Raw genomic sequence first — 22,178 nt, 5'->3', positions numbered from 1 at the left:
CAGCACCGTAACTGGTTGACAATCAGTAAGGCATATTCTTGTCAGTGTAACAGGTTTACGAATTTTTTGCTCAAAATTGTCACATGCTGTAACATGATGTGACACTTTTTATTGGTTGTTCGAAGCCAAATTCTGTAGAAATCCTGAATATTTTATTTGCGTTTTTAAACAATAAACCTACTTTTGCGCCATTGTTTATAATTAGTCTAAATAAAATGAATTCGACTTTTACCAAATTTACACACGCGCTAATGGTGATCATGCTGTTTATGGCATCGGCATCATTCGCTCAAAAACTCAGAGGAACTGTTAAAGGATATATCTTTACCGCAGACAACAAACCGGCAGACAACGTAAGCGTTGCATTGCGCGGCACGTCATATGGCACCATCACCAATACCGATGGCTATTTTGAATTAAAAGCTCCAGAAGGGTCATACCAGATTACGCTTACCCACGTAGGCGTACAGCCAAAAACCTATAATGTGCAGATCTACTCAGGCCAGACCGTAACCTTGCCAAACACCGTTATCAACGCAGATAATGCTTCGCTTCGCGAAGTAAGTGTGAGCGGCAGCAAGATCAACAAGTTTAAATTTAAACGCAGCGAAACCGTAGCCAAGATGCCTTTGGATAATCTTGAAAATCCGCAGGTATACAGTACCATTGGTGCCGATCTGATGATAGAGCAATCGGCCTTTACCGTTGACGACGCGGTTAAAAACGCGCCCGGCTTACAAACCATGTGGAATGCCACAGGCCGTGGCGGCGATGGCGGCAGCTATTACAACTCGCGCGGTTTTATCCTGCAAAGCCAGCTGCGCAACGGCGTGGCAGGTAACGTAACCAATACCATCGACGGGGTAAATATAGACCGTATAGAGGTGATAAAAGGCCCTTCTGCAACGCTGTTCGGCAGCACCTTAACATCATATGGTGGCTTGATCAACCGCGTCACTAAAAAACCTTATGACACTTTTGGCGGCAGCGTTTCTGTAACCGCGGGTAACCTCGATTATAAACGCGCCAGCTTTGATGTGAACACACCGCTTAACGCGAGCAAAACTCTGCTGTTCAGGTTAAATGGCGCTTACACTTACCAGGAAGGCACACAAGACAACTATTTTAACCGCAGCGGCGCAATTGCCCCGGTATTTCTCTACAAGGTAAACGACCGTCTGAGCATACAAGCCGAAGCGGAATTACTTTATGGTAAAAACTCTGCACAAGCGTATTTCTTTTTCCCTTACGGTGTAAATGTATCAGCGCTGGGCGCAACCACGCCTGAGGGTTTGGGCATAGATATTCATAAATCGTACTTCGACAGAAGCCTTGCTCAGAATACCCGCAACACCAACTTTGTAGGTACGGTTAATTACAAGATATCTAACAGCTTTACCTCACAAACGGTAGTAACAACTACCCAAAGCTACTCTAACGGTTTTAACCCATACTTTTACCTAAGCCCGGGAAAGATCATTGGCCGTTACGATCAGTCTACCCTTAACAGCATCAGCAATAACACAGAGGTACAAGAAAATATTAATGGCGATTTCAGGATTGGCGAATTACGCAACCGTTTATTGATCGGCCTGGATTATTTCCATGTAAATTCTAAACAAATGTACCTGGAAGGCTTTTTTGATAATGCACCGTTGAACAATACTTTCAACTACAGCAATTTTAATTATGCCAACTTTGGCAGTGTGTATGCCGGCGGCGCTACACCAACTAACTCATATCCTTACTATTACAAAACCAGCACTTACAGCGCTTATGTTTCTGATGTGCTGAACCTGACAGATCAATTGAGCGCGCTTGCCGCATTACGCGTTGACAATTTCCATAACAATGGCAGCCAGAACCCTTTTACAGGCGCCATCAGCGGCAATTATAACCAAACCGCGCTTTCTCCAAAATTTGGTTTGGTGTTCCAGCCGGTTAAAGACCAGGTTTCTTTATTCGCCAATTATCAGAACGGTTTTACCAACGTAACCGGGACAACTTTTGACGGTAAGACCTTTAAACCACAGCAAGCAAACCAGGTTGAAGGCGGTGTGAAACTGGATATCTTTAATGGCAAATTAAGCACTACCCTAAGCTACTACAGTATTAACGTAACCAATTTGGTTAGGGCCGATGTTGCACACCCTAACTTCTCTATTCAAAACGGAACGCAACTGAGCAAAGGTTTCGAAGCCGAAGTTATTGCCAACCCTTTTGCAGGTTTCAACCTGACCGGTGGTTTCGCTTACAACGACTCTAAACTAACCGCTGCCGATGCAGACGTAGAAGGTCGCAGGCCAAGTACCGCTATGTCGCCATACTCTGCAAACCTATGGGTAAGCTACCGCTTACAAGACCCTGTGCTTAAAGGTTTAGGCGTGGGCTTTGGCTTAAACTACGCGAGCGAAAACCACATTGTAAACAGTGTTAGCCAGGGTGTGTTTAGCTTACCGGCATACACTATCTTAAGAGGTTCACTGTTCTATGATCAGCCTAAATACAGATTAGGTTTAACCGTTAATAACCTTACAGACAAGGCTTATTATATTGGCTACACCACCATCAATCCGCAAAATTTAAGGCAATTCCTGGCAACTGCTACCTTTAAGTTTTAAAAGTTGACAAGAACTAAAAAGTCCATATTATTTATTCATCGCTGGCTCGGTTTCATTACCGGGCTGGTGGTGTTTATAGTGAGTATTACAGGTTGCATTTTTTGCTTTCAGGACGAGATACAGGATGCCATGCACATCTATCGAAAGGTGGAAGTGCAGAGCAAGCCTTTCCTTCCGCCCTCGATCCTTAAAAAGAAAGCCATTGCCATGTACCCGGGCTCTACGGCAACCTATATTTACTATCTGGCAAATAACCGGCCGGCATACGTGTTGGTGTCATCAAAAAAAGATGGTTACATGGGCGTTTATTTTAACCCGTACACTGGGCAGTATACCCATACAGAAAACTACGCCAAAAACCTGTTTATCATCGTAGAATACATTCACCTTTACCTGCTGCTGCCGCCTAAGATAGGCCAGATGGTGGTTGGTGTATCGGTGCTGATATTTGTGGCGATCATGATCACCGGTATTATTTTGTGGTGGCCTAAACGCAAAAGCGACCGTAAGCGCAGCTTTACCATAAAGTGGGGCGGCCGCTGGCGCAGGGTTAATTATGACCTGCATAACGTGCTGGGCTTCTATGCTACCTCAATCGCTATTGTACTGGCCGTAACGGGATTATCCATTTCATTTCAATGGGTAACAAAGGGTATAAACAAAGCGGTTAATTTAGGGAAAGACTATCCTGTCGAAAGTTTGTTCCCTGTATCCGATTCGCTTGGCAAAGCTAAAGCTGTAAAGCATTCCGTCGCGGATAGCGCGTTTAGATATGTGCAGAAACGTTCGCCAAACGGACAGATGTTTTTGATTGCCGATGACGAGTCTGCCGCCGGAACGGTGAGCCTGACCGCTTATCAAAAGTCCATGAATTTTGGCTGCCAGGACAATTATATATTTGACCGTTATAACGGAAAATTGCTTAAATATTTGCCGAATGCAAAAAAGAGCCCAGGCTTGAAGCTTAACGACCTGAATTACGATATCCACGTGGGCCAGGTTGGCGGCATTACCACCAAGATCATCGCATTTTTAGCCAGCCTGATATGCGCGTCTCTGCCGATAACAGGCTTTATTGTTTGGCTGGGCAAACGTAAAAAGAAACCAAAGGGCAAGGCCTTAAGGCACCCGGTGAAAGCGAAAATTACAGTTTAGTCTGCCAATCTTCTTTGTGAGCCCGCGATAATGGGAGAAGCAATCTCGTAAGATTAACCCTATACCGTTTGAGATTGCTTTGTCGTTTACTCCTCGCAAAGATGTTTTGTTGATATCACGGAGCCGGATTCGCACCCAGATAATTAGCCAGTTTGGTAATAGCCCCTGCAGCCCCGTCTATTTGTTTCTTGGCTTCCGCCCAGTCGCGTTGCTCAATTGCTTCGCGGATACCGGGTAATGTTTTTACGCCGTAGCCGGTATAAAAGCCCGGCGCATACAGCGCATGCTTGAACCATGGGCGCTTAGGCAATCCGTCAACCATTAGCAATTTCTGCTCTGCATGATACAGTTTTTGGTTAAGCGCGTCATCATCTTTACCGGCAGCAACAGCTTTTTCGTAATTAATGCCCAACTGATCTGTGCTTTGTTTCAGTGCTTGCAATGCGGTTTTCAGCGGACTAAAATCTATCGCAGGTACTTCAGACTTCGTCTCGGGCTGCGGCAGATGTTTGTCGGGGTCGTAAGACAGGCTGTAATTGTTTGCCTTGATGAGCTCGTTGTTCATTTTTGTAGTCTCGCGCATTTGGTTAGCCAGCTCTGCAACCTCTGTGCTGTAACCATCAATGGTTTTGTACAAACTGCGAAAATCAAATGGCAGCACATCAGCATCTGCAATGCGCAACGTCGCGCGCCCCGCGACAGACGCCAAAGCCGGGCCATACATAAAATTGTGGTCCTTAAAACGCGAGTAGCTATCGTAAGAGTCATAGATGGAATGGTAGTCACCGCTGCCCTCTTCACCGCCAAAGCCCAGGTCGATAGTAGGGATCGCCAGGTGTTGCAAAAACCCAGTATAGTCAGACCCTGAGCCCAATGCTTCCATGTGGTCGATATCGTCGGCTAGCAGCTCTTTCTTCTTTTTCACGGATGACGCCGCCACCACTTCGCGCGCTTTTTTGCGCTCAAAAACGCTCACTTTATATTGCGGGTCTAAAACTGTTTTCTCGATCTCGGTCATCATATCCTCCAGCGCGTGCGAGCCGCCCGCATTAAGGAAACCGCGGCCGTTGCTATCAGAGTTGATGTAAACTACTGCCTTTTGCTGCAGCTCTTTGGCATGCTCTTCAGCATACTCTGTAGACCCAATGAGGCTTGGCTCTTCTCCGTCCCAAGAACAGTAAACGATAGAGCGCTTTGGCCGCCAGCCTGTTTTCAACAGGTCGCCCATGGCTTTTGCCTCATCAAGCATGGCCGCCTGACCGCTGATGGGGTCGCTGGCACCGTTTACCCAGGCATCGTGGTGATTGCCGCGCATTACCCACTCGTCGGGATATTTTGAGCCTTTAATTTTGGCGATCACGTCATAACAAGGCACCATATCCCAGTTAAATTCAAGCTTTAAATGCACGGTTGTTTTACCCGGGCCTACGTGATAGGTAATGGGCAAGCCGCCGCGCCAGTCGGCCGGTGCGACAGGGCCCTGCAACGCTGCCAGGAATGGCTGCGCATCGTGGTAACTGATTGGCAGCACCGGTATTTTCAATATGGTTGGCGCCTGCAGGCGGTCTATACGTTTGGCATCTTTTGTTGCACCCTCGCCAGGGGTAAGCGGGTCACCGGGGTAGATCACCATATCCAGCACCGATCCGCGCTGTACACCATACTCACTTTTGTAAGCGCCTTTTGGATACACATCGCCCTGCGAGTAACCGTCATCTTTCGGATCTGAATATATGATACATCCAATAGCGCCATGCTCATAAGCCACCTTTGGTTTTATACCGCGCCATGAGCGGCCGTATTTAGCGATCACTATTTTGCCCTTTACATCCACTCCCATTTTTTGCAGCTGGTCATAATCATCGGGCAGGCCATAGTTTACAAAGACCAGCTCACCGGTCACGTCACCGTCGGCACTCCATGCGTTATAGGTAGGCAACTGCCCTGCCTGGCCCGATGTGGCATCTTCTGCCAAAGCAGGTTCTTTCAATACGGCTGTGTAGGCAGTCGGGCCGGTCATTTCCAGTACCCGTGTTTTTGGCGTAGGGAACAAAACGTTATAGGTTTCTATGTGCGCGTCTAACCCGTAGCTTTTATATTTCTGCAGAATAGCGTCGGCAACCGCTTTACCACCCGGCGAACCCAAATGGTGCGGAACGGCGGCCAGTTGTTTGATATTTTGACCGATACGTTCGGCGCTTAGTGATTGATCGAATTGCTTTTCACGGATGACTTCTTGCGCCGAAGAAGCCGCCGAAAAGCCCGTAATGGGCTTGTCTTGTGCTTGTGCAAGTGTGCCTAAAGCCAGTAAACTAAGGGTAAATATCTTTTTCATGTGCCGGTATGAGTTGAGAAAGCTGAATTTATTGATTTTATGGCAGTTAGCAAGCGGCACTGGGATTTTTGCAAAATTTGCAATTATATGAAGCAAGAATCAAAACGAATAAGGTACGTGCGTTAGCGATTGAAACGGATAGCCCGCAATGAAGCGCAGCGCAGTGAGGACTATGAGTGGAAAGCGCGGGCTCGTCAGTTGACGGGCAACGCCCAAAAATGAACGAACGTTTATTCAAATTGATAATATCCGTTGCGACGCCCTAATTGACCCTCAACAAAAACACCGCATCCCTGTTATCCTAAAAAATCCTGAAAATTATGCAATGGTTCGGCGGTCGCGAGAGCGATAATGTAGAAGAAGGCAGCAGCAGCGGCGGTGGTCGCGGGTTTGCCTTTGGCGGCGGTATTTTAGGCCTTATTGGCGTGGTGATCTATATTTTTACCGGCATTAACCCAAGCGGCCTGTTAAATGGCGGTAGCAATAATAACAGTCAGCAACAGGTTAACGCACCCGTTACCGGCCCCGAGAGTGCCGAGAAGAAACAAGCGCGGCTGGTACTTGCCGGTACAGAAGAAGTTTGGGACAGCCTGTTTACCGCGCGAGGAAAAACGTACGAAAAACCCATACTGCATTTCTTTACCGGGCAGGTTGACGCGGGCTGCGGCTTCGCTACCTCTGCAACGGGCCCATTCTATTGCCCGCAAGACCGCAAAGTTTATATAGACCTGGACTTTTATGACGAATTAAAGAACCGCTTCGGCGCACCGGGCGAGTTCGCGCAGGCTTATGTGATAGCGCACGAGGTTGGCCATCACGTGCAAAATTTGTTAGGCACTTCGCAAAAAGTAGAAAATGCCGAGTCGCAGGCCGGCAGCGATGCCGAGCGCAACCGCTACTCGGTAGCCTTAGAATTGCAAGCCGACTTTTATGCCGGTGTTTGGGCGCATTACGAAAACCTGTACCACCAGAATGGCTTAGTGCTTAACAGCAGCGACATTGCATCGGCGTTAAACGCTGCCAAACAAATTGGCGACGACCACCTGCAGCAGCAGGCCGGCGGCAGTGTAGAACCGGATAGCTTTACTCACGGAAGTTCTCAGCAGCGCATGTACTGGTTTAAAAAAGGTTTTGATACCGGCGACCTAACCCAGGGGAATACGTTTAAGGAGATGGGGTTGTAAGGCCTCTCCCCAACCCTCTCCAAAGGAGAGGGAGTTAAAAAGCCGGTCTGCGTTAGGGACAGAAGCACTTCGACAAGCTCAGTGTAAACTCCTGCGCAGTAGACACAGCGTATAGCCCGACCCGGTCACGATAACCATCGGGGAGAGGGTAACGTGGATTAATCCTTACGATAAATTCTTACGGCTATTAAGCTACAGCACCGGCGGGATTGCCGTGTCGTTGAGATTAAACGCTGCAATTCCTTGCAATGACTTCAATTTCATATTTGTATTAGGCCAAAAAAAAGCCACCCGCTTTTGACGGATGGCTTTCTCTGTTATTTTGAGCTGCTTAATTAAGCAGTTGCTTTTTTGTACAGCTCTGCTACGTGGTTCCAGTTTACTACGTTCCAGATGGCTGCCAGATAATCGGGGCGGCGGTTTTGGTATTTTAGATAATACGCATGCTCCCAAACGTCAATACCGAAGATCGGTGTGCCCTTAACTTCGGCAATGTCCATTAACGGGCTGTCCTGGTTTGGGGTAGAAATCACAGCCAGTTTTTTATCGGCAGTGACGATCAGCCATGCCCAGCCAGAACCAAAACGGGTAGCACCCGCCTCGTTCACTTTGGTCTTAAAATCGGCAAATGAACCGAAAGTGCTTTTAATGGCATCGCCCAAGGCACCGCCAGGTTCGCCGCCACCGTTTGGTGTTAGCAATGTCCAGAACAATGAGTGGTTATAATGGCCGCCGCCATTGTTACGCACAGCAGCCGGGTACTTAGATATATTTTTAACGATCTCTTCTATGCTGCTGTTAGCCTCTGGTTTACCTTCCAATGCTTTGTTAAGGTTGGTAACATAAGCCTGGTGGTGTTTGCCATGGTGAATTTCCATGGTCATTTTGTCGATATGCGGTTCAAGCGCGTCTGTGGCGTAAGGTAACGCAGGAAGTTCAAATGCCATAATGCTATTTTTAAAGGTTAAAGAATGTTCACAAATATAATGGCCTGTGGCACTTATTTGTTCTAATAAATGTCAAGTTTTGTTGCGCCTGCTTTTAAAGAAATCGCGCACCAGTTGGGCACATTCGTTCTCGCGGATGCCACCTGTGATCAGCGTTTTTGGATGGGTAATTTTCTGATTGATACGGCCGAAACCCATACGTGCATCGTAGGCGCCAAACACTATCCGCCCAACCTGGAACCAGTAACTTGCACCGGCACACATTACACAAGGCTCCAGGGTTACATAAAGCGTACAGTCAGGCAGGTATTTGCCGCCTATGTAGTTGGTGGCCGCGGTTAGCGCCTGCATTTCGGCATGTGCCGAAACATCGTTGAGCCGCTCTGTCAGGTTATGCCCCCTGCCAATGATCTGCCCTTTACAAACCACAATGGCACCAATGGGTATCTCGTCCTCGGCGAGGGCCAGTTTAGCCTCGCGAAGCGCCTCATTCATAAAAAAATCGTCGGGCGAAACGGTAGCGTCGTCTTCAAAATTGATGTATCGCACGGTGGATGTTGATAGTGGTGGTAAAAATAATAAGAATTATATATGCTGTGAGACTATAAATTGGAGGTGCTTTGTTGAAGATGAGTTTGCTGGTGGATGTAATTGAAGATTTTTGATTTTTACAAAGTGTGAGATAAAATTGTTTAAGGTTTATTGTTTTGGCAATATGATCTTGTATAGGATTTAAAAAAAAAGATAGCGCAGCATTAACAGGTTAATATTATGGCGTTACCCTCCGTCTTCGGGTCGCGCTATTCGCTGCAAGTCCTCTCCCGCTATGCAGCGGGATGCGGGCTTTTCGCTACTATCGCTAACGCGGCTTTGCACGCCATAACGACAACATTAAGGGTTTAGGGACAGCCGGGCCATCCGCTGTATCTGCTGCGCAGGAGTTTATCTGAGCTTATCGAAGTGCTGCTGTCCCCAACGCGGCTTGTTTGAAGGATTTTTGTCCCCTCTCCTTCGGAGAGGGCTAGGGTGAGGCTTCTATATCAACCTGCTCCCATTTGGCACAGGCCGCTCAATAGCAGCCAGTACGATCTCTCCGTTCTCATCCGCCAGGCCGGTCACCAAAAACTCCGAGATAAACTTACCGATCTGCTTAGGCGGGAAATTGATGACCCCTAATATCTGCCTGCCAACAAGTTCTTCTTTTGTGTAACGTTTAGTAATCTGCGCACTGCTCCACTTTACTCCGTGTTCGCCAAAGTCTACTTGTAATTTGTAGGCAGGTTTACGCGCCTCGGGGAAATCGAGCACTTGCAGGATAGTGCCCGCGTGGAGCGCTACTTTTTCAAATTCGCTCCAGGTAAGGAAGTGCATGGTAGTCAAATGAAAAGCGAATAATCCCTACAAAGCAGCCTCCATAATTTCAATTGATGTTCTTAGTTCTTCATCTGTATACACATTTGTAGAAGTGGGATGGTGTATACCATTACGCACAAAAGTAGGTAAACTACAGCTATTGGCTTTTCCTTTCCAAGGTTTATTTTTAGCCAACGCTAAGTGTTTTATAAAAAACTCGGTGTCGAAGTTTTTTAGATTGATCCTACTTTCATCTTCTAAATTTCTCTCTTGAAACGCTTCGTGCAATCTCGAATATAATTCGTTATGATAATCACTACTTGGTATGTCAAACACTTTATAAGTCGCGCCAGCGTAAGTTGTGATTTTTTCATCAAATTTTTCTATAACAGTTACTTCTTTACCGTCTTTGTCATCATGAACCTTTGATACTTTGTAATTCCTGCTCATATCCTTTTTATCGGCCATGTAGTTAGAATGAGTGGCAAAAAAAACTATGTTATTTCGCATGTTTTTCGTAATTGTTATTAACTCATCTAATAAATCGATTTGTGCTCTAGGGTGAAGGTGAGTTTCTGGTTCGTCAATCAATAAAATAGTGCTATTAAGATTTTGAGTTTTATTTTCAGCTGAAATCGTAAGTAGAAATGAAACGAATTGCGCAAAACCATCACTTCGTTGATCAGCTGTTTTTGCTATTGCTTTACTATTTAAGTCGCGAACATGAAAATTTATCTGTCCGTCAGAAATATCGAAAGTTATTTTAATTGGATGCTTTTTCCATATGGCATTTATATGCGCTGATACTGCATCACTCAAATTATCTTTAAGCTGCTCTCGTTCTGTCGATTCACTGATTAAGGCGATTCTTTCTTGTATTTCTAGTGGGGACTTCATGCCTGCCAGCGCAAAACAATTTTGTAGAGGCACAGATACCGCATTTGGGTCGGCAGCAAATTGTGATAAATTAATTGGTTTAGAAATTAGAAATCGCTCATCGGGAGTCCAAAAGACTGTATCATGTGCTTTTTCGAAAACAAAATCTGTCAAAGCCGCCTCGATACTTTCTTTTACTTCTGATGACGCATTAAGTCTAAAAAAATCTATATCATAATTATATAAAGTGTCACGATCATTATAATCATGTCTTATAATAAGTTTCACATCTTCCAAATAGCTATCCTCACTTGTAAAACTGGTCACACTGGAAAGATGCTTTTCCTTTGCGATTTTGACTTCGCTTTTACTAAGTCGATAACTAAAAATTATTTGTATTGATTTAGATCTATCTCTAAAGTCCTTCTTTAAAGGCAACAATTCCCCTTTTTCATTTTTCAGGCCGCTATTATAAGCGAGTGCTTTCAGTAGAGTTGATTTTCCCGCTTCGTTGACTCCTAATAAGCCGTAGGTATAACTCTTATCAGTTAACTCGTCAATCGTGATTGTCAAGTCTTTAATACTTCTGTAATTTAGGATTTGTACAGATATTAATTTCATGACTTAAATATAGTTATTTCTTGATCTGATTAATAATAGAATAAAAGACTCAAGGGACTTTAACACCTTTGGTGAATTATAAAAACTTAACCCCTTACCTTTGCCCCATGATCGATGTCATCCTTAAAAAAGGAAAAGAAAAAGCTGTATTACAAAAACACCCCTGGGTATTTTCGGGGGCAATAGATAAAGTTAAAGGCAAACCTGCCAATGGCGATGTTGTTCGGCTTATTGATACGCAAGACCGCTTTATGGCGTATGGGTTTTATAATGATCAGTCGCGGGTGGCGTTGCGACTGCTGGAGTGGAACGAGGATGTGCAGATCAATGCCGAATGGTTTCGCAATAAGGTGGCAATAGCAGTTAAGAGTAGGCAGGAGCTACTTGCCGACGGCACTACCAACACTTGCCGCTTGATCTTCAGCGAAGCAGATTACTTGCCAGGGTTGATCGTCGATAAGTATGCGGATTATCTTTCACTACAGATACTGACATCGGGCATAGAGAATAATAAAGCGACCATCATCAATGCGCTGCAGGAACTGTTAAATCCGGCGGGCATATTTGATAAGAGCGACGCGTCATCGCGCGGGCATGAAGGTATGGACGCCTCAGACGGAGGCGTACTGGCCGGCAACCATCCGCCCGAAATTGTGGAAGTAAAAGAAAATGGTATCACTTATGGCATCAACATCGCCGAAGGCCAGAAGTCGGGCTTCTATTGCGACCAGCGCGACAACCGGCATATTGTAGCCACGCACGCCAAAGGCAAAAAACTGCTTGATTGCTTTTCTTACACCGGCGGCTTCTCGCTCAACGCCTTGAAGAATGGCGCGGCGCAGGTGATTAGTGTAGACAGTTCTGCATTGGCCATTGAAACGCTGAAGAAAAACATCAGCCTTAATAATTTAGACGATTTGAGATTTACTGCCATACAATCTGACGTTAACAAGCAACTGCGCCGGTTTAAGGAAGAAAGCGAGACATTCGACGTGATCGTACTGGATCCGCCAAAGTATGCGCCATCACGTTCCGCGCTCGACCGTGCATCCCGTGCTTATAAAGACCTTAACCGCATAGCTATGCTGCTGCTTAACAAAGGCGGGCTGCTGGCCACATTCTCGTGCTCGGGTGCTATGGACATCGACACATTTAAACAGGTGCTGGCCTGGGCAGCGCTCGATGCCGGCAAAGAAGTGCAGTTTATCTATCAATTCTGCCAGCCGGAAGACCACCCGGTAAGGTCGTCTTTCCCTGAAGGGGAGTATTTAAAAGGGTTGTTGTGTAGAGTGATGTAGCGGAAGTGTGTAATTGCAAAGAGCGAAACTACACAGCATTACCTTAGACTTCTTTACAGCGCTCATTCGCCGCTAAGGCTCGCTACTTTTTTCTTAGATAAAAAAGTAGCCAAAAAATCAAGGCAGAAAAACGCTTCAGCCCGCTCTGTCGTTTTTTAACGCTTTTTCGGTTACGGCCCGAAAAAGCTAAAACGCCATTCACCCCATCGCGGGCCTGCCTTTTCTGCCGCCCCCACCGCTCGTTATGTTAGTTCTTTTCACTCAAACCCGTTGCTCATGCTAAGTTTTGTTCCCTCTCCTTTGAAGACGGGTTTGGGGTGCGGTAATTATCATGAAGAGAATCGTGGGTTAGGCCATGACGAACCAACCCCGCGGAGCATCGCGCGCCGCGGGGTTTTAACTAATTATATAACGCTGAGAAAAAATTATTGGGGGTCGTCGAACTTCACGTCGGTATAGTGCCCTTTAATCGTAATGGTTTTGCCGGTACTGCCTTTGCCAACCGTGCCCTTGTAAGTTTTGGTTGAGGAATATCCCCTCGTTACGTCAGGAGTGGTTTCTGTTACTTTAACACCATCATTACCATCGTAAATAAAGTTGCCCATTTTGGTGTTCACGTCAAAGTTGTAGTCGTCTTTAACATTTACCAGCACTTTGGTATAAGCGGCATCAACGTTAAGGTTCTTTACATTCACCAACTGGCCTACCTTAAACCCATTGCCGTACCTTACAGATATATCTCCTGCCGACTTTAACTTATTAACCACGCCGGATGACGAGTTCAACTTTGCATTCAGGTTATCCGCCGTGCCAATGTTCATATTTCCGTAGCTCACGCTAACTGCACCGCTATTCAGATTCTCTATGTTGGCATCCCCAAATCTTACGGTCACGTTGTTCTGCGGGTTGGTTAACTGTGCAGCATTTAAATTGCCGTAGCTTAAATTCACCGATACTTTGCCGCTCAGGTCGGGCGTTTTGATACTTCCAAACCTGTTTTTGATCACTATGGGGCTTTTGGCAGGCATGTAAACAGTATAATTAACTTCTGTTTTACGGATATGGTTATTGCCCGACCAATTGTTGTTATTATCATCATCAATAACGGTTTTGAAAGTCACTGTTGACGATGTCTTGCTGTCTGCTATACTTACGCCGTCAAGCAGTTTCTGTGCCTTGGCATCATCATCGCCTACGGCTTTGATCTCCACATCTACCTTAACTTCGTTCTTGTTCCAGGTGTTTATGGTTACCCTCCCGTATGAGTTATCGATAGATATATTATCGTCACGGTCTACTGAATAAGATTTGGTGTAATTTTTAACCTTCTCTTTAGCCTCGCCGCTGGCTATTCGCTTGCGAATGTAATCGTCGCCTTTAGTGCCGTTGTAATAAAAATTCTGCCGGTTTGAGGTGATGCCCAAGCCCTTAGACTGTCCCGAAACATTGTTGTCATCAAAATGGTACTGAAAATTTTTAAGCGACTCAAAGCTTTTGTCTTTTAACTTGATCCTCATTTCAGACATACGTTCCGAGTTTTTGCGTAACTCATCTGTACGCAGTTTACTCATCTTGGCGCGCAAGTCGTTCATCTGCTGCTGCAACTTCTGGTACTCTTTACGATAAGTGCTATCCTGCGGCGAGAATACTTCTATCGCCATCGGCGTGTCAAACGTGCTGTTAAAAGCGAACACCTGCGCCGGTTTAACCGTCATGGTTTCTGTTACGGTATCAATGCGTTTCTGGGCCACTGCCATGCTTGCTGCCGTTACGCCGATAAGCGTGATAATGGCTTTGTTAAATATTTTTAGATCCATTGTCGTTTTGATTTTTATAGTCACTAAACTGTTGTATAACCTGCAGCTGCTGATTTAAAACCTCTGTCTGTATCTGCAAGTTCCGGATCATTGCACGTAACACACGCTCCTGGTTTGGAGAGGTTTTCAGCTGGCTGGTTAGCTTTTTATATGACGAGTCCATTTTGGCTATCTCGCCGTTAAATTCTTTATAAAGTTGGGGGTCTATTTTAGCCACCTCTTTTAATTCGTTCCGCTTTTCCTTTACAAGTGATGCGTAATGCACCTGCTGTTTGGCGTACTCGGGGTTAATGGCCGCAAGGTTTACGTTTGCCGTTTTGCTCTGCGTTTTTAAGTATATACCAAAGCCAACACCCATAACTACTATGATCGTCGCGGCTACGCGCAGCACAAACCCAAGCGAAAACGTTTTGGCTTCGCGCTTTTTAGCTCCATCAACGCCTAAATCAAGCTTGCTTTCTATGCCTTCCCAAAGGCCCGGGCTTGGTTCTAAATCGTCAAACTCTTCGCGGTTGTCATGAATAAAATTGTCTAATCGCTTGCTCATGCTACCTTTCCTTTCTGCTTTAATATGTCGCCAAGTTTTCTTTTGGCCCTCAGGAATTGCGTCCTCGAGGTGTTTTCTGTTATGTTTAAAATTTGTCCTATTTCCTCGTGGTCGTAGCCTTCTAATAAATAAAGCGACAGCACCACCCTGTACCCTTCGGGCAATAGCTTCATGGCCTCTTTTACCTGCGCCACCTGGTATTGCATATCTTCGTCGTCAAAAACTTCTTCATCGGCGATATTCTCCATCTGCTCGCCATCCATATCTACCAGTTCCAGCCGTCGCTTGCGCAATAAGTTGATGGACCGGTTAACCACAATTTGCTTTATCCACAGCCCGAATGTGGTTTCCTGCCTGAAGTCTTTCAGCTTGTTAAACGCGTCCAGGAAAGATTCCTGCAGCACGTCTTCCGCTTCGGCGACATTACCAACAATCCGGAAGGCCACATTAAGCATCGCCTTGGCATACAAACGGTAAAGTTCGTAGCATGCCTTTTTACTTCCCTGCTTGCACTCGGCAACCAACTGGTAATGCTTGTCTATGTAAACTGCTTCCAACTGTGATATTTAAGCTTTCTGAGATAAGAGACACGCCGATTTTTACGACGTTGCATGAAAGCTAAAAATAATTTAAGAAAATTGGTACAGCCGTTTAAGCCTAAAGTTGAGGCATATTCAAATGTGTAATCATAGGGTGAAATGAAAATGATCCTAGTGATTACCTTAAGCAGAGGGAGTAGTAGAAGGTTAAAGAATAAAAAGGGTTGAAAAATTACAATTTCATTTTGGGGCGTTGCCCTCGTTGCACTCGGGTCGGGCCATCCGCTGTATCTGCTTCGCAGGATGACGCTACTGTCCCTAACGCGGGCACAACTTATGAGTAGTTCTTTGGTATGTTGTCCTCAACTAACTTCGGTTAAGTTGATGCCGACTTTAAAAACTGTTGGATTGCCCCTACCGCACTATCGTACCTGTGTTGCCCGGTACCGGATATCAATCGGTAATCAACTTTTAAGTCATTCAATTCCTTATACCAGACCGACATGAAGTGCTCACGCATGTGCGGGAAATCGCGCAGGGGGTCTTCTTCCCAGGGCAGGTCGATGTTGAGCAACAGATAAAAATCGTAATGGTGGCGGGCCAGTTCATCTATCACTTCTTGCGGCGAGCGACCGAATGTGTAATCGCTCCAGATCTTTACAGTGATGAAGGTGGTATCGCAGATAAGTATCTTATTGGCTTGCGGCAGCAATTCCTTTTCTAAAGCTAGTTGGCCATGAAACATGTTGATCTCGTCCTGCCAGGTGGGCGGCTCGGTCAGTTTTGCGCAGTAATCGCGGGCGTACTCAGGCACCCAAACCGTATTGAAGTGCTTAGCCAGATAGGCAGACATGGTAGACTTACCCGTCGATTCCGGCCCTACAACGGCTATTTTGTAGATTTTGTCGCTCATCCTTTATTTAGCGATTTGCTTTTTGTAATCCTTCCGCCAATCAACAAAGCCTAATATAGCGATCAACACATAAACAGCGTACATAAATGCGGTAGGCTGCAGGTCTTTTACAATGTAAACGCCCACGTATATTACATCTACAAAGATCCATATTAGCCAGGTTTGCAACACTTTACGCGCCAGGAAAATCTGACTTACTATACTGCAAGCGGTGCAAAAGCTATCCAGGTACGGGAATGCTGCGGGTTGATAATGTAATACCGGCGCTAGGGTAATTAGCGTATATCCTAATACCGGTGTAACAACCAACATGGCAATTACAGACCAAACGATCTCTTTCCTGGTAATCCATGCAACGGGGACTTTCACGGCTGTTTTCGGTCGCCTGCTCCAGTAATACCAGCCGTAAATGTTAGTGCCTAAAAAATAAACCTGCAAACCCATATCGGCGTAAAGACGCGCATCGTAAAATATAAAGATGTACAGCACTACGCTGATTATGGCTAGTGGCCAGTTCCAGATATTGTTGATGGCCGCTAAATAAACACACAGCAAACCGGTGATTACCCCGGCGAGTTCTATGATGCTTTGGCCCTGCCACCAGGCAACAAATGAGTGAAAGAAGTGCATTGTCTTCGATGTGCAGATTTGATGATGTGCAAATGTGCAAATTTTTGAAAGTGCAGATATTTATTATTCAATCAACGGCACTTCTTTTCATTTGCAGATTAGCACATCAAATGCTTACCAGATCTTTACCCTTTTATCCGGATCAACCCACATCTTGTCGCCTTTCTTTATATGGAAAGCGTCGTAAAATTCGGGCACGTTGCTCATAGGTCCGTTAACGCGTAAAAACGCAGGCGCGTGAACATCGGTCACTATCTGGTTCTTCAACGCTTCTTCACGCTCGTGGCCTAGCCAGCCTAAGGCGTAACCTAGAAAGAAACGCTGCATAGGGGTTAGGCCGTTTATCTTTTTGCCCTCTTTATATTGTTCTGTCTTTTTAAATGCATCCACACCTATAACTATACCCCCCAAGTCGGCAATGTTTTCTCCCTGCGATGCTTTGCCGTTAACGTGCAAGCCAAATACTTCGAAGTTATTAAACTCGTTGATGATGCCTTGCGCGCGTTGGGTAAACTTAGCCGAATCCTGCGGCGTCCACCATGCCTTTAAATTACCTTTAGCATCGTACTGTCGGCCTTCGTCGTCAAAGCCGTGCGTTATTTCATGGCCGATGGTTGATGCTGCCGCATAGCCATACACTACCGCGTCGTCCACGTCCTCGTCCCGTGCACCCGGAATGGTAAACTGCGCGGCAGGCAATACAATCTCATTATTAGACGGGTTGTAATACGCATTATAGGTTTGCGGGGTCATGTCCCATTCAGTACGGTCTACAGGTTTGCCTAATTTAGCAGCTTCGCGTTTATGCCAGAAGACATTGGCATTGATCACATTACGCACGTATGGATTTTTGACGATCTGCAAGTCAGAAAAATCTTTCCATTTGTCGGGATAACCCACCTTAGGATTAACGGCAGACAGCTTGTCTAATGCCTTTTTCTTTGTCTCCGGGCCCATCCAGTCCAGTTTCTCGATATGCTCTTTAAAACTGGTACGGATAGCATCAACCAATTTCACATAACGCTCTTTGGTTTTTGCCGGGAAATATTCTTTCACAAAAAGCTGACCCAGCACTTCGCCCATCAGGCTGTTCTCGGCATCTATCACCTGTTTCCAGCGTGGCAACTGCGCCTTGCGGCCAGATATCACGCCGCCGTAAAAACGGAAACTTTCATCCCGAAACGGTTTACTTAACTGGTTGCTAAATTCAGAAACCAAATTCTTACGCAGATAAACTTTCCAATCGGCAATGCTGTAAGTAGTTAATGCTTTAGATAACGCACGATAATATTCGGGCTGGCCAACTATTACGGTGTCCACGCCTTTATAGTCCATCTTGTCGAACAGATCCTTCCAATCGATTTGCGGAACCAGCTTAGTCAGTCCGGCAAGCGGCATTTTGTTATAGTTCTTATAGGGGTCGCGCAGGTCTTCAAGCTTGCGCGAGCTATCTGCTAAAAATTGCTCAAGCGCATAAGTTTTGGCGGTACCGGCAGTTGCGGCACCCGTTTCCAGACCCGAAAGTTTCAAGACTGCAGGTAAATGTGTTTGCTGATAATCCGTCCTTATCTTAACACTTTGCGCATCCTTGTTAAAATAGTAATCGCGGTTAGGCAAGCCAATTCCGCTTTGATACAGCTGGAGCATCATCTTATTACTATTCTTTGCGTCCTGCCCAACATAAGCGCCTATTGGCGTGGTTACACCCATGTTGCTTAGGTGTGCAAATTCATCAAGCAGGCCTTTGAGGTCTGTTATCTTATCTATTTGTGCTAATTCGGGACTTAGCGGCGAGATACCTTGCTTTTCAATTTCAACGGTATCCATACCGCTATAGTAAAAGTCGCCGATCTTTTGGGTGTTACTTCCCTTGGCGGCATTGGCTTTCAAAGCATCCTCATTAATTTTTTTAAGCCGGTCGCGCAACTCATCATTTACTAAGTTGCCAATGCCCCAGCGGGCATATGCAGCCGGAATAGGATTTTTCTTTATCCAGCCGCCATTGGCGTATTTGTTAAAATCGGCGCCGGGGCTTACTGTACTGTCGATGTTTTTGATAAGCACATCATGCGCAGCATAGTTTGCATCATTGTTTCCATTTTTACAAGCAGCCAAAAGCGAGGCCGCTACGAATGCAAATGACAAACAAACGTTTGTTTTCATATACAATGTAGTTAATTGTGTACAGATTTTTTTGAGCCTGTATAGTAAATAGGATTTAGAAACAGGCTTGGGTACTAAATGTAGTCAATATTAATAGATGCCCTCAAAAAATCCGGCTAAAGAAACATCAAAAAAGTAACAGATCTTGCGTAAAGTATCCAGGCGGATATCAATTTTCCCTGACTCTATGCGGGCAATATTGATATTTGTTTTGCTATAAAATTGATCTTGTGTAACCTGGCTTTGTTTACGCAGGCGCTTGATCTGTAGTGCAACTTTTTTCTTAAACGCTTCCTCGGATGTTGTAAGATATTCAGAATCAGTTAATAACATAAGGGGTATGTAAACTCATAATTAATGAAAGGTATCAGCTTTGCAAGTGCTATGATTGTTATTATAGCTAACAACTCATATTTAAAGTTAAAATAAAATTTTATTCATCGTATCTATCATATTCGTTACGAAACTAAATTTTTTTTGGCTTCACTTTTGTATATATCATCCCGACTCTACATCTCAAGTAAAAACAAACGACCCTGCATCTACCTGTAGAAAACGTTTTTTAACTGTAGAAGAATTTAAGTTTTGAATTCTCAGACGCCCAAGCTGAGGTTTTTTTGTTCTTTGTTTTGGGTTTAATCAATAGTTTAAATTAATTAGGGGAAAGGGAGCTTCGCAAGAGCTCTCTTTTTTTGTTTACACCTTTTTACTATGCATACATAGTATTACATTTGATTTTGAACCAATACAAACCATGGATTTTAATTATACCGAAGAACAATTAATGATACGCGATGCTGCCCGCAACTTTGCGCAGCAAGAACTTAAACCCGGCGTTATAGAGCGCGACGAACATCAAAAATTTCCGGCAGAGCAGGTTAAAGCCCTGGGCGAACTTGGCTTTTTAGGTATGATGGTATCGCCTCAATACGGCGGTGGCGGCATGGACAGTATCTCTTATGTACTGGCTATGGAAGAGTTGTCTAAAGTAGACGCATCCGCATCTGTTGTTGTTTCGGTAAACAATTCCCTGGTTTGTTACGGCATAGAAAAATACGGCACAGAAGCCCAAAAAGAAAAGTACCTGGTACCGCTGGCCAAAGGCGAGGTCATCGGTGCCTTTTGTTTGTCTGAGCCCGAGGCCGGTTCTGACGCCACTTCGCAGCATACCACGGCCGAAGACAAGGGCGACTACTACCTGTTGAACGGCACCAAAAACTGGATAACCAACGGTAACTCTGCATCGGTTTATATAGTTATCGCCCAAACGCATCCCGAATTAAAACACAAGGGTATTAACGCTTTTATTGTTGAGAAGGGGATGGAAGGATTTACAGTTGGGCCCAAAGAAAATAAGATGGGCATCCGTGGATCTGACACGCACTCGCTTATGTTCAGCGATGTAAAAGTGCCAAAAGAGAACCGCATTGGTGATGATGGTTTTGGTTTTTCATTCGCTATGAAGACTTTGGAAGGCGGCCGTATAGGTATTGCTGCACAGGCTTTGGGTATTGCCGCGGGTGCCTATGAGCTGGCTTTGGCTTATTCTAAAGAACGCAAAACCTTCGGTAAGCAATTATCAGAGCATCAGTCAATACAATTTAAGTTAGCCGATATGGCTACCGAGATAGAGGCGGCGCGCCTGCTGTGTCTGCGGGCGGCATGGTTAAAAGACCATCATCAGCCATACGGGCATGCCAGCGCCATGGCTAAACTTTATGCTGCGGAAACAGCCATGAAAGTTACCACAGAGGCTGTGCAAATACATGGCGGTTACGGCTTTGTTAAAGAGTACCATGTAGAACGGCTAATGCGCGACGCTAAGATCACCCAGATATATGAAGGCACATCAGAAATTCAGAAGATTGTCATATCGCGCGAGGTGTTAAAATAAGATTGTCTATTTATTACCTTTGAGATGCATACATCTCAAATCCTATGAAAAAAAGCCTATATCTGCTGCTGGCAGCTACACTTATATTTAGCGCCTGCACAAAACCGCATCACCTTAAAAAAGGTATTTGGCGCGGTGTGTTAACCACAAAAAACGGTGACGGCATTCCTTTTAACTTTGAAATAAAGGATACCGGGGGCCATAAGCAGATGGTGATCTTTAACGGTACTGAAAGGTTTAAGGTTGACAGTATAAAGCAGGACGGCGACTCGGTGTTTATTAAAATGCCCTTATTCGATTCTGAATTTAAACTACAGTTTGCCGACCATGGACTACAAGGCAAATGGATAAAACACCTGGGGCAAAAAGATGTGGCTATGGATTTTAATGCAAAGCCCGGCCTTGACTACCGTTTCTTTAAACATGCGAAAGAGCCACGCATTGTCACGGGGCGCTGGTCGGCAATATTTGAAGGCGATAAGCCGGATACCACAGTTGCTGAATTTAAACAAAGCGGCGATAATGTTACGGGAACCTTTCTGACCACTACCGGCGACTACAGGTATTTAGAGGGAACCGTTCATGGCGGCAAATTGCTGCTATCCTGCTTCGACGGAGGCCACGCATTCCTGTTCAAAGCCGATTTAAAAGGCAGGGATACCCTGGTCAACGGTCAGTTTTTTGCAGGTTATACAAGTAAAACTGCCTGGAACGCTGTACGAAATGAGAAAGCAAAACTACCCGACGCATATAGTCTTACCGCGTTAACGCCGGGTTATAAAAAACTTGACTTTTCTTTCCCTGATGTAAATGGCAAAAAGGTGTCGTTAAGTGACCCGCAGTTCAAAGATAAGGTAGTAATTGTAGAGATCATGGGATCATGGTGCCCTAACTGCATGGACCAGACCGCTTACTTGGTAGACTATTACAAAAAGTATCATTCACGCGGCGTGGAAGTTCTGGGTCTGGCTTACGAGCGTACAAAAGATTTTAACAAGTCTAAAGCATCTCTAGAAAGAGAGATACAGCACTTCAACATCCCTTATCCGTTGCTGATTACAGGATACACAAACGACAAAAAAGAGACTGCCGCAAGCTTGCCAGCCATCAGTAATTTTATTGGTTTTCCTACCACTTTGATCATTGACAAAAGTGGAAACGTGCGCAAGATCTATGCAGGTTTTAGCGGCCCCGGTACCGGTAATTATTACACCGAATTTATTGCGGGTTTTGAAAAACTAACTGACGATCTGCTGGCAGAGAAAACACATGGATAAATTTGTGG

At 45.2% G+C, this 22,178-nt stretch carries 18 protein-coding genes; 6 read left to right on the top strand and 12 right to left on the bottom strand.

From position 1 onward, the window contains the following. Positions 1-215 precede the first annotated feature (215 nt). Both GO620_RS16435 and GO620_RS16430 read left to right on the top strand, forming a co-directional pair. On the top strand, positions 216-2,621 hold the full coding sequence (locus GO620_RS16435; protein ID WP_198173549.1) for a TonB-dependent receptor: 2,406 nt from the start codon (positions 216-218) through the stop codon (positions 2,619-2,621). A gap of 3 nt (positions 2,622-2,624) precedes the next feature. Next, positions 2,625-3,776, top strand: coding sequence for a PepSY-associated TM helix domain-containing protein (locus GO620_RS16430; protein ID WP_157524943.1), 1,152 nt, complete (start codon positions 2,625-2,627; stop codon positions 3,774-3,776). Positions 3,777-3,891: 115 nt separating this feature from the next. Here the strand turns inward: GO620_RS16430 and GO620_RS16425 are convergent, their stop codons facing one another. After that, positions 3,892-6,111, bottom strand: coding sequence for a transferrin receptor-like dimerization domain-containing protein (locus GO620_RS16425; RefSeq protein ID WP_157524941.1), 2,220 nt, complete (start codon positions 6,109-6,111; stop codon positions 3,892-3,894). Between the two features lie 320 nt (positions 6,112-6,431). On the opposite strand from GO620_RS16425, the gene ypfJ reads away from it, so the two are divergent. Beyond that, entirely contained in the window at positions 6,432-7,295 is an 864-nt protein-coding gene (gene ypfJ, locus GO620_RS16420; protein WP_157524939.1) for a KPN_02809 family neutral zinc metallopeptidase, read from the top strand. 335 nt (positions 7,296-7,630) lie between these two features. Here ypfJ and GO620_RS16415 read toward each other — a convergent pair whose 3' ends face one another. From GO620_RS16415 to GO620_RS16400, 4 genes are all read right to left on the bottom strand, one after another. Then, positions 7,631-8,242, bottom strand: a complete 612-nt coding sequence (locus GO620_RS16415; protein WP_157524937.1) for a superoxide dismutase — start codon at positions 8,240-8,242, stop codon at positions 7,631-7,633. Positions 8,243-8,314: 72 nt separating this feature from the next. After that, positions 8,315-8,791, bottom strand: a complete 477-nt coding sequence (locus GO620_RS16410; protein WP_200230363.1) for a nucleoside deaminase — start codon at positions 8,789-8,791, stop codon at positions 8,315-8,317. 486 nt (positions 8,792-9,277) lie between these two features. Then, positions 9,278-9,613 carry a tRNA-binding protein gene (locus GO620_RS16405; protein WP_157524935.1) on the bottom strand — a complete coding sequence of 112 codons (336 nt, stop codon included), beginning with the start codon at positions 9,611-9,613 and terminating at the stop codon, positions 9,278-9,280. Between the two features lie 27 nt (positions 9,614-9,640). Continuing rightward, on the bottom strand, positions 9,641-11,092 hold the full coding sequence (locus GO620_RS16400) for an ATP-dependent nuclease (protein WP_157524933.1): 1,452 nt from the start codon (positions 11,090-11,092) through the stop codon (positions 9,641-9,643). A gap of 107 nt (positions 11,093-11,199) precedes the next feature. Between GO620_RS16400 and GO620_RS16395 the strand changes: the two genes are divergently transcribed. Further along, on the top strand, positions 11,200-12,390 hold the full coding sequence (locus tag GO620_RS16395) for a class I SAM-dependent rRNA methyltransferase (protein ID WP_157524931.1): 1,191 nt from the start codon (positions 11,200-11,202) through the stop codon (positions 12,388-12,390). 425 nt (positions 12,391-12,815) lie between these two features. Here GO620_RS16395 and GO620_RS16390 read toward each other — a convergent pair whose 3' ends face one another. From GO620_RS16390 to GO620_RS16360, 7 genes are all read right to left on the bottom strand, one after another. After that, positions 12,816-14,207 (bottom strand): hypothetical protein, encoded by a 1,392-nt coding sequence (locus GO620_RS16390; protein WP_157524929.1) that lies wholly within the window; start codon positions 14,205-14,207, stop codon positions 12,816-12,818. Further along, a complete protein-coding gene (locus GO620_RS16385; RefSeq protein WP_157524927.1) occupies positions 14,188-14,754 on the bottom strand; it encodes a hypothetical protein in 567 nt (188 codons plus the stop codon). The genes GO620_RS16390 and GO620_RS16385 overlap by 20 nt, the downstream gene beginning before the upstream one ends. Then, positions 14,751-15,311, bottom strand: a complete 561-nt coding sequence (locus tag GO620_RS16380) for an RNA polymerase sigma factor (protein WP_157524925.1) — start codon at positions 15,309-15,311, stop codon at positions 14,751-14,753. Before GO620_RS16380 ends, GO620_RS16385 begins: the two co-directional genes overlap by 4 nt. A 358-nt stretch (positions 15,312-15,669) precedes the next feature. Continuing rightward, entirely contained in the window at positions 15,670-16,206 is a 537-nt protein-coding gene (locus tag GO620_RS16375; RefSeq protein ID WP_157524923.1) for an AAA family ATPase, read from the bottom strand. 3 nt (positions 16,207-16,209) lie between these two features. Continuing rightward, positions 16,210-16,836 (bottom strand): nicotinamide riboside transporter PnuC, encoded by a 627-nt coding sequence (gene pnuC, locus GO620_RS16370; RefSeq protein WP_157524921.1) that lies wholly within the window; start codon positions 16,834-16,836, stop codon positions 16,210-16,212. A 114-nt stretch (positions 16,837-16,950) separates the two neighbouring features. After that, positions 16,951-18,999, bottom strand: a complete 2,049-nt coding sequence (locus tag GO620_RS16365) for a M13 family metallopeptidase (RefSeq protein ID WP_157524919.1) — start codon at positions 18,997-18,999, stop codon at positions 16,951-16,953. Between the two features lie 90 nt (positions 19,000-19,089). Beyond that, positions 19,090-19,332, bottom strand: coding sequence for a helix-turn-helix domain-containing protein (locus GO620_RS16360; RefSeq protein ID WP_157524917.1), 243 nt, complete (start codon positions 19,330-19,332; stop codon positions 19,090-19,092). 421 nt (positions 19,333-19,753) lie between these two features. Here GO620_RS16360 and GO620_RS16355 point away from each other — a divergent pair, with 421 nt between their 5' ends. Then, a complete protein-coding gene (locus tag GO620_RS16355; protein WP_157524915.1) occupies positions 19,754-20,893 on the top strand; it encodes an acyl-CoA dehydrogenase in 1,140 nt (379 codons plus the stop codon). Between the two features lie 44 nt (positions 20,894-20,937). Next, positions 20,938-22,170 (top strand): peroxiredoxin family protein, encoded by a 1,233-nt coding sequence (locus tag GO620_RS16350; RefSeq protein WP_157524913.1) that lies wholly within the window; start codon positions 20,938-20,940, stop codon positions 22,168-22,170. Positions 22,171-22,178 lie beyond the last annotated feature (8 nt).

Origin of the sequence: Mucilaginibacter ginkgonis, from assembly GCF_009754905.2 — a bacterium.
GTDB classification, from domain to species: domain Bacteria; phylum Bacteroidota; class Bacteroidia; order Sphingobacteriales; family Sphingobacteriaceae; genus Mucilaginibacter; species Mucilaginibacter ginkgonis.
Note: the sequence above shows the minus strand (reverse complement) of the source record. Positions and strands in the feature narration are given on the sequence as shown.

Bases quoted from the DNA above. Each gene is read 5' to 3' on its own strand.
- ypfJ (WP_157524939.1), top strand. From the start codon at position 6,432: ATGCAATGGTTCGGCGGTCGCGAGAGCGATAATGTAGAAGAAGGCAGC.
- GO620_RS16390 (WP_157524929.1), bottom strand. From the start codon at position 14,207: ATGGATCTAAAAATATTTAACAAAGCCATTATCACGCTTATCGGCGTA.
- pnuC (WP_157524921.1), bottom strand. From the start codon at position 16,836: ATGCACTTCTTTCACTCATTTGTTGCCTGGTGGCAGGGCCAAAGCATC.
- GO620_RS16385 (WP_157524927.1), bottom strand. From the start codon at position 14,754: ATGAGCAAGCGATTAGACAATTTTATTCATGACAACCGCGAAGAGTTT.
- GO620_RS16365 (WP_157524919.1), bottom strand. From the start codon at position 18,999: ATGAAAACAAACGTTTGTTTGTCATTTGCATTCGTAGCGGCCTCGCTT.
- GO620_RS16405 (WP_157524935.1), bottom strand. From the start codon at position 9,613: ATGCACTTCCTTACCTGGAGCGAATTTGAAAAAGTAGCGCTCCACGCG.
- GO620_RS16400 (WP_157524933.1), bottom strand. From the start codon at position 11,092: ATGAAATTAATATCTGTACAAATCCTAAATTACAGAAGTATTAAAGAC.
- GO620_RS16415 (WP_157524937.1), bottom strand. From the start codon at position 8,242: ATGGCATTTGAACTTCCTGCGTTACCTTACGCCACAGACGCGCTTGAA.
- GO620_RS16395 (WP_157524931.1), top strand. From the start codon at position 11,200: ATGATCGATGTCATCCTTAAAAAAGGAAAAGAAAAAGCTGTATTACAA.
- GO620_RS16355 (WP_157524915.1), top strand. From the start codon at position 19,754: ATGGATTTTAATTATACCGAAGAACAATTAATGATACGCGATGCTGCC.
- GO620_RS16435 (WP_198173549.1), top strand. From the start codon at position 216: ATGAATTCGACTTTTACCAAATTTACACACGCGCTAATGGTGATCATG.
- GO620_RS16375 (WP_157524923.1), bottom strand. From the start codon at position 16,206: ATGAGCGACAAAATCTACAAAATAGCCGTTGTAGGGCCGGAATCGACG.
- GO620_RS16350 (WP_157524913.1), top strand. From the start codon at position 20,938: ATGAAAAAAAGCCTATATCTGCTGCTGGCAGCTACACTTATATTTAGC.
- GO620_RS16360 (WP_157524917.1), bottom strand. From the start codon at position 19,332: ATGTTATTAACTGATTCTGAATATCTTACAACATCCGAGGAAGCGTTT.
- GO620_RS16425 (WP_157524941.1), bottom strand. From the start codon at position 6,111: ATGAAAAAGATATTTACCCTTAGTTTACTGGCTTTAGGCACACTTGCA.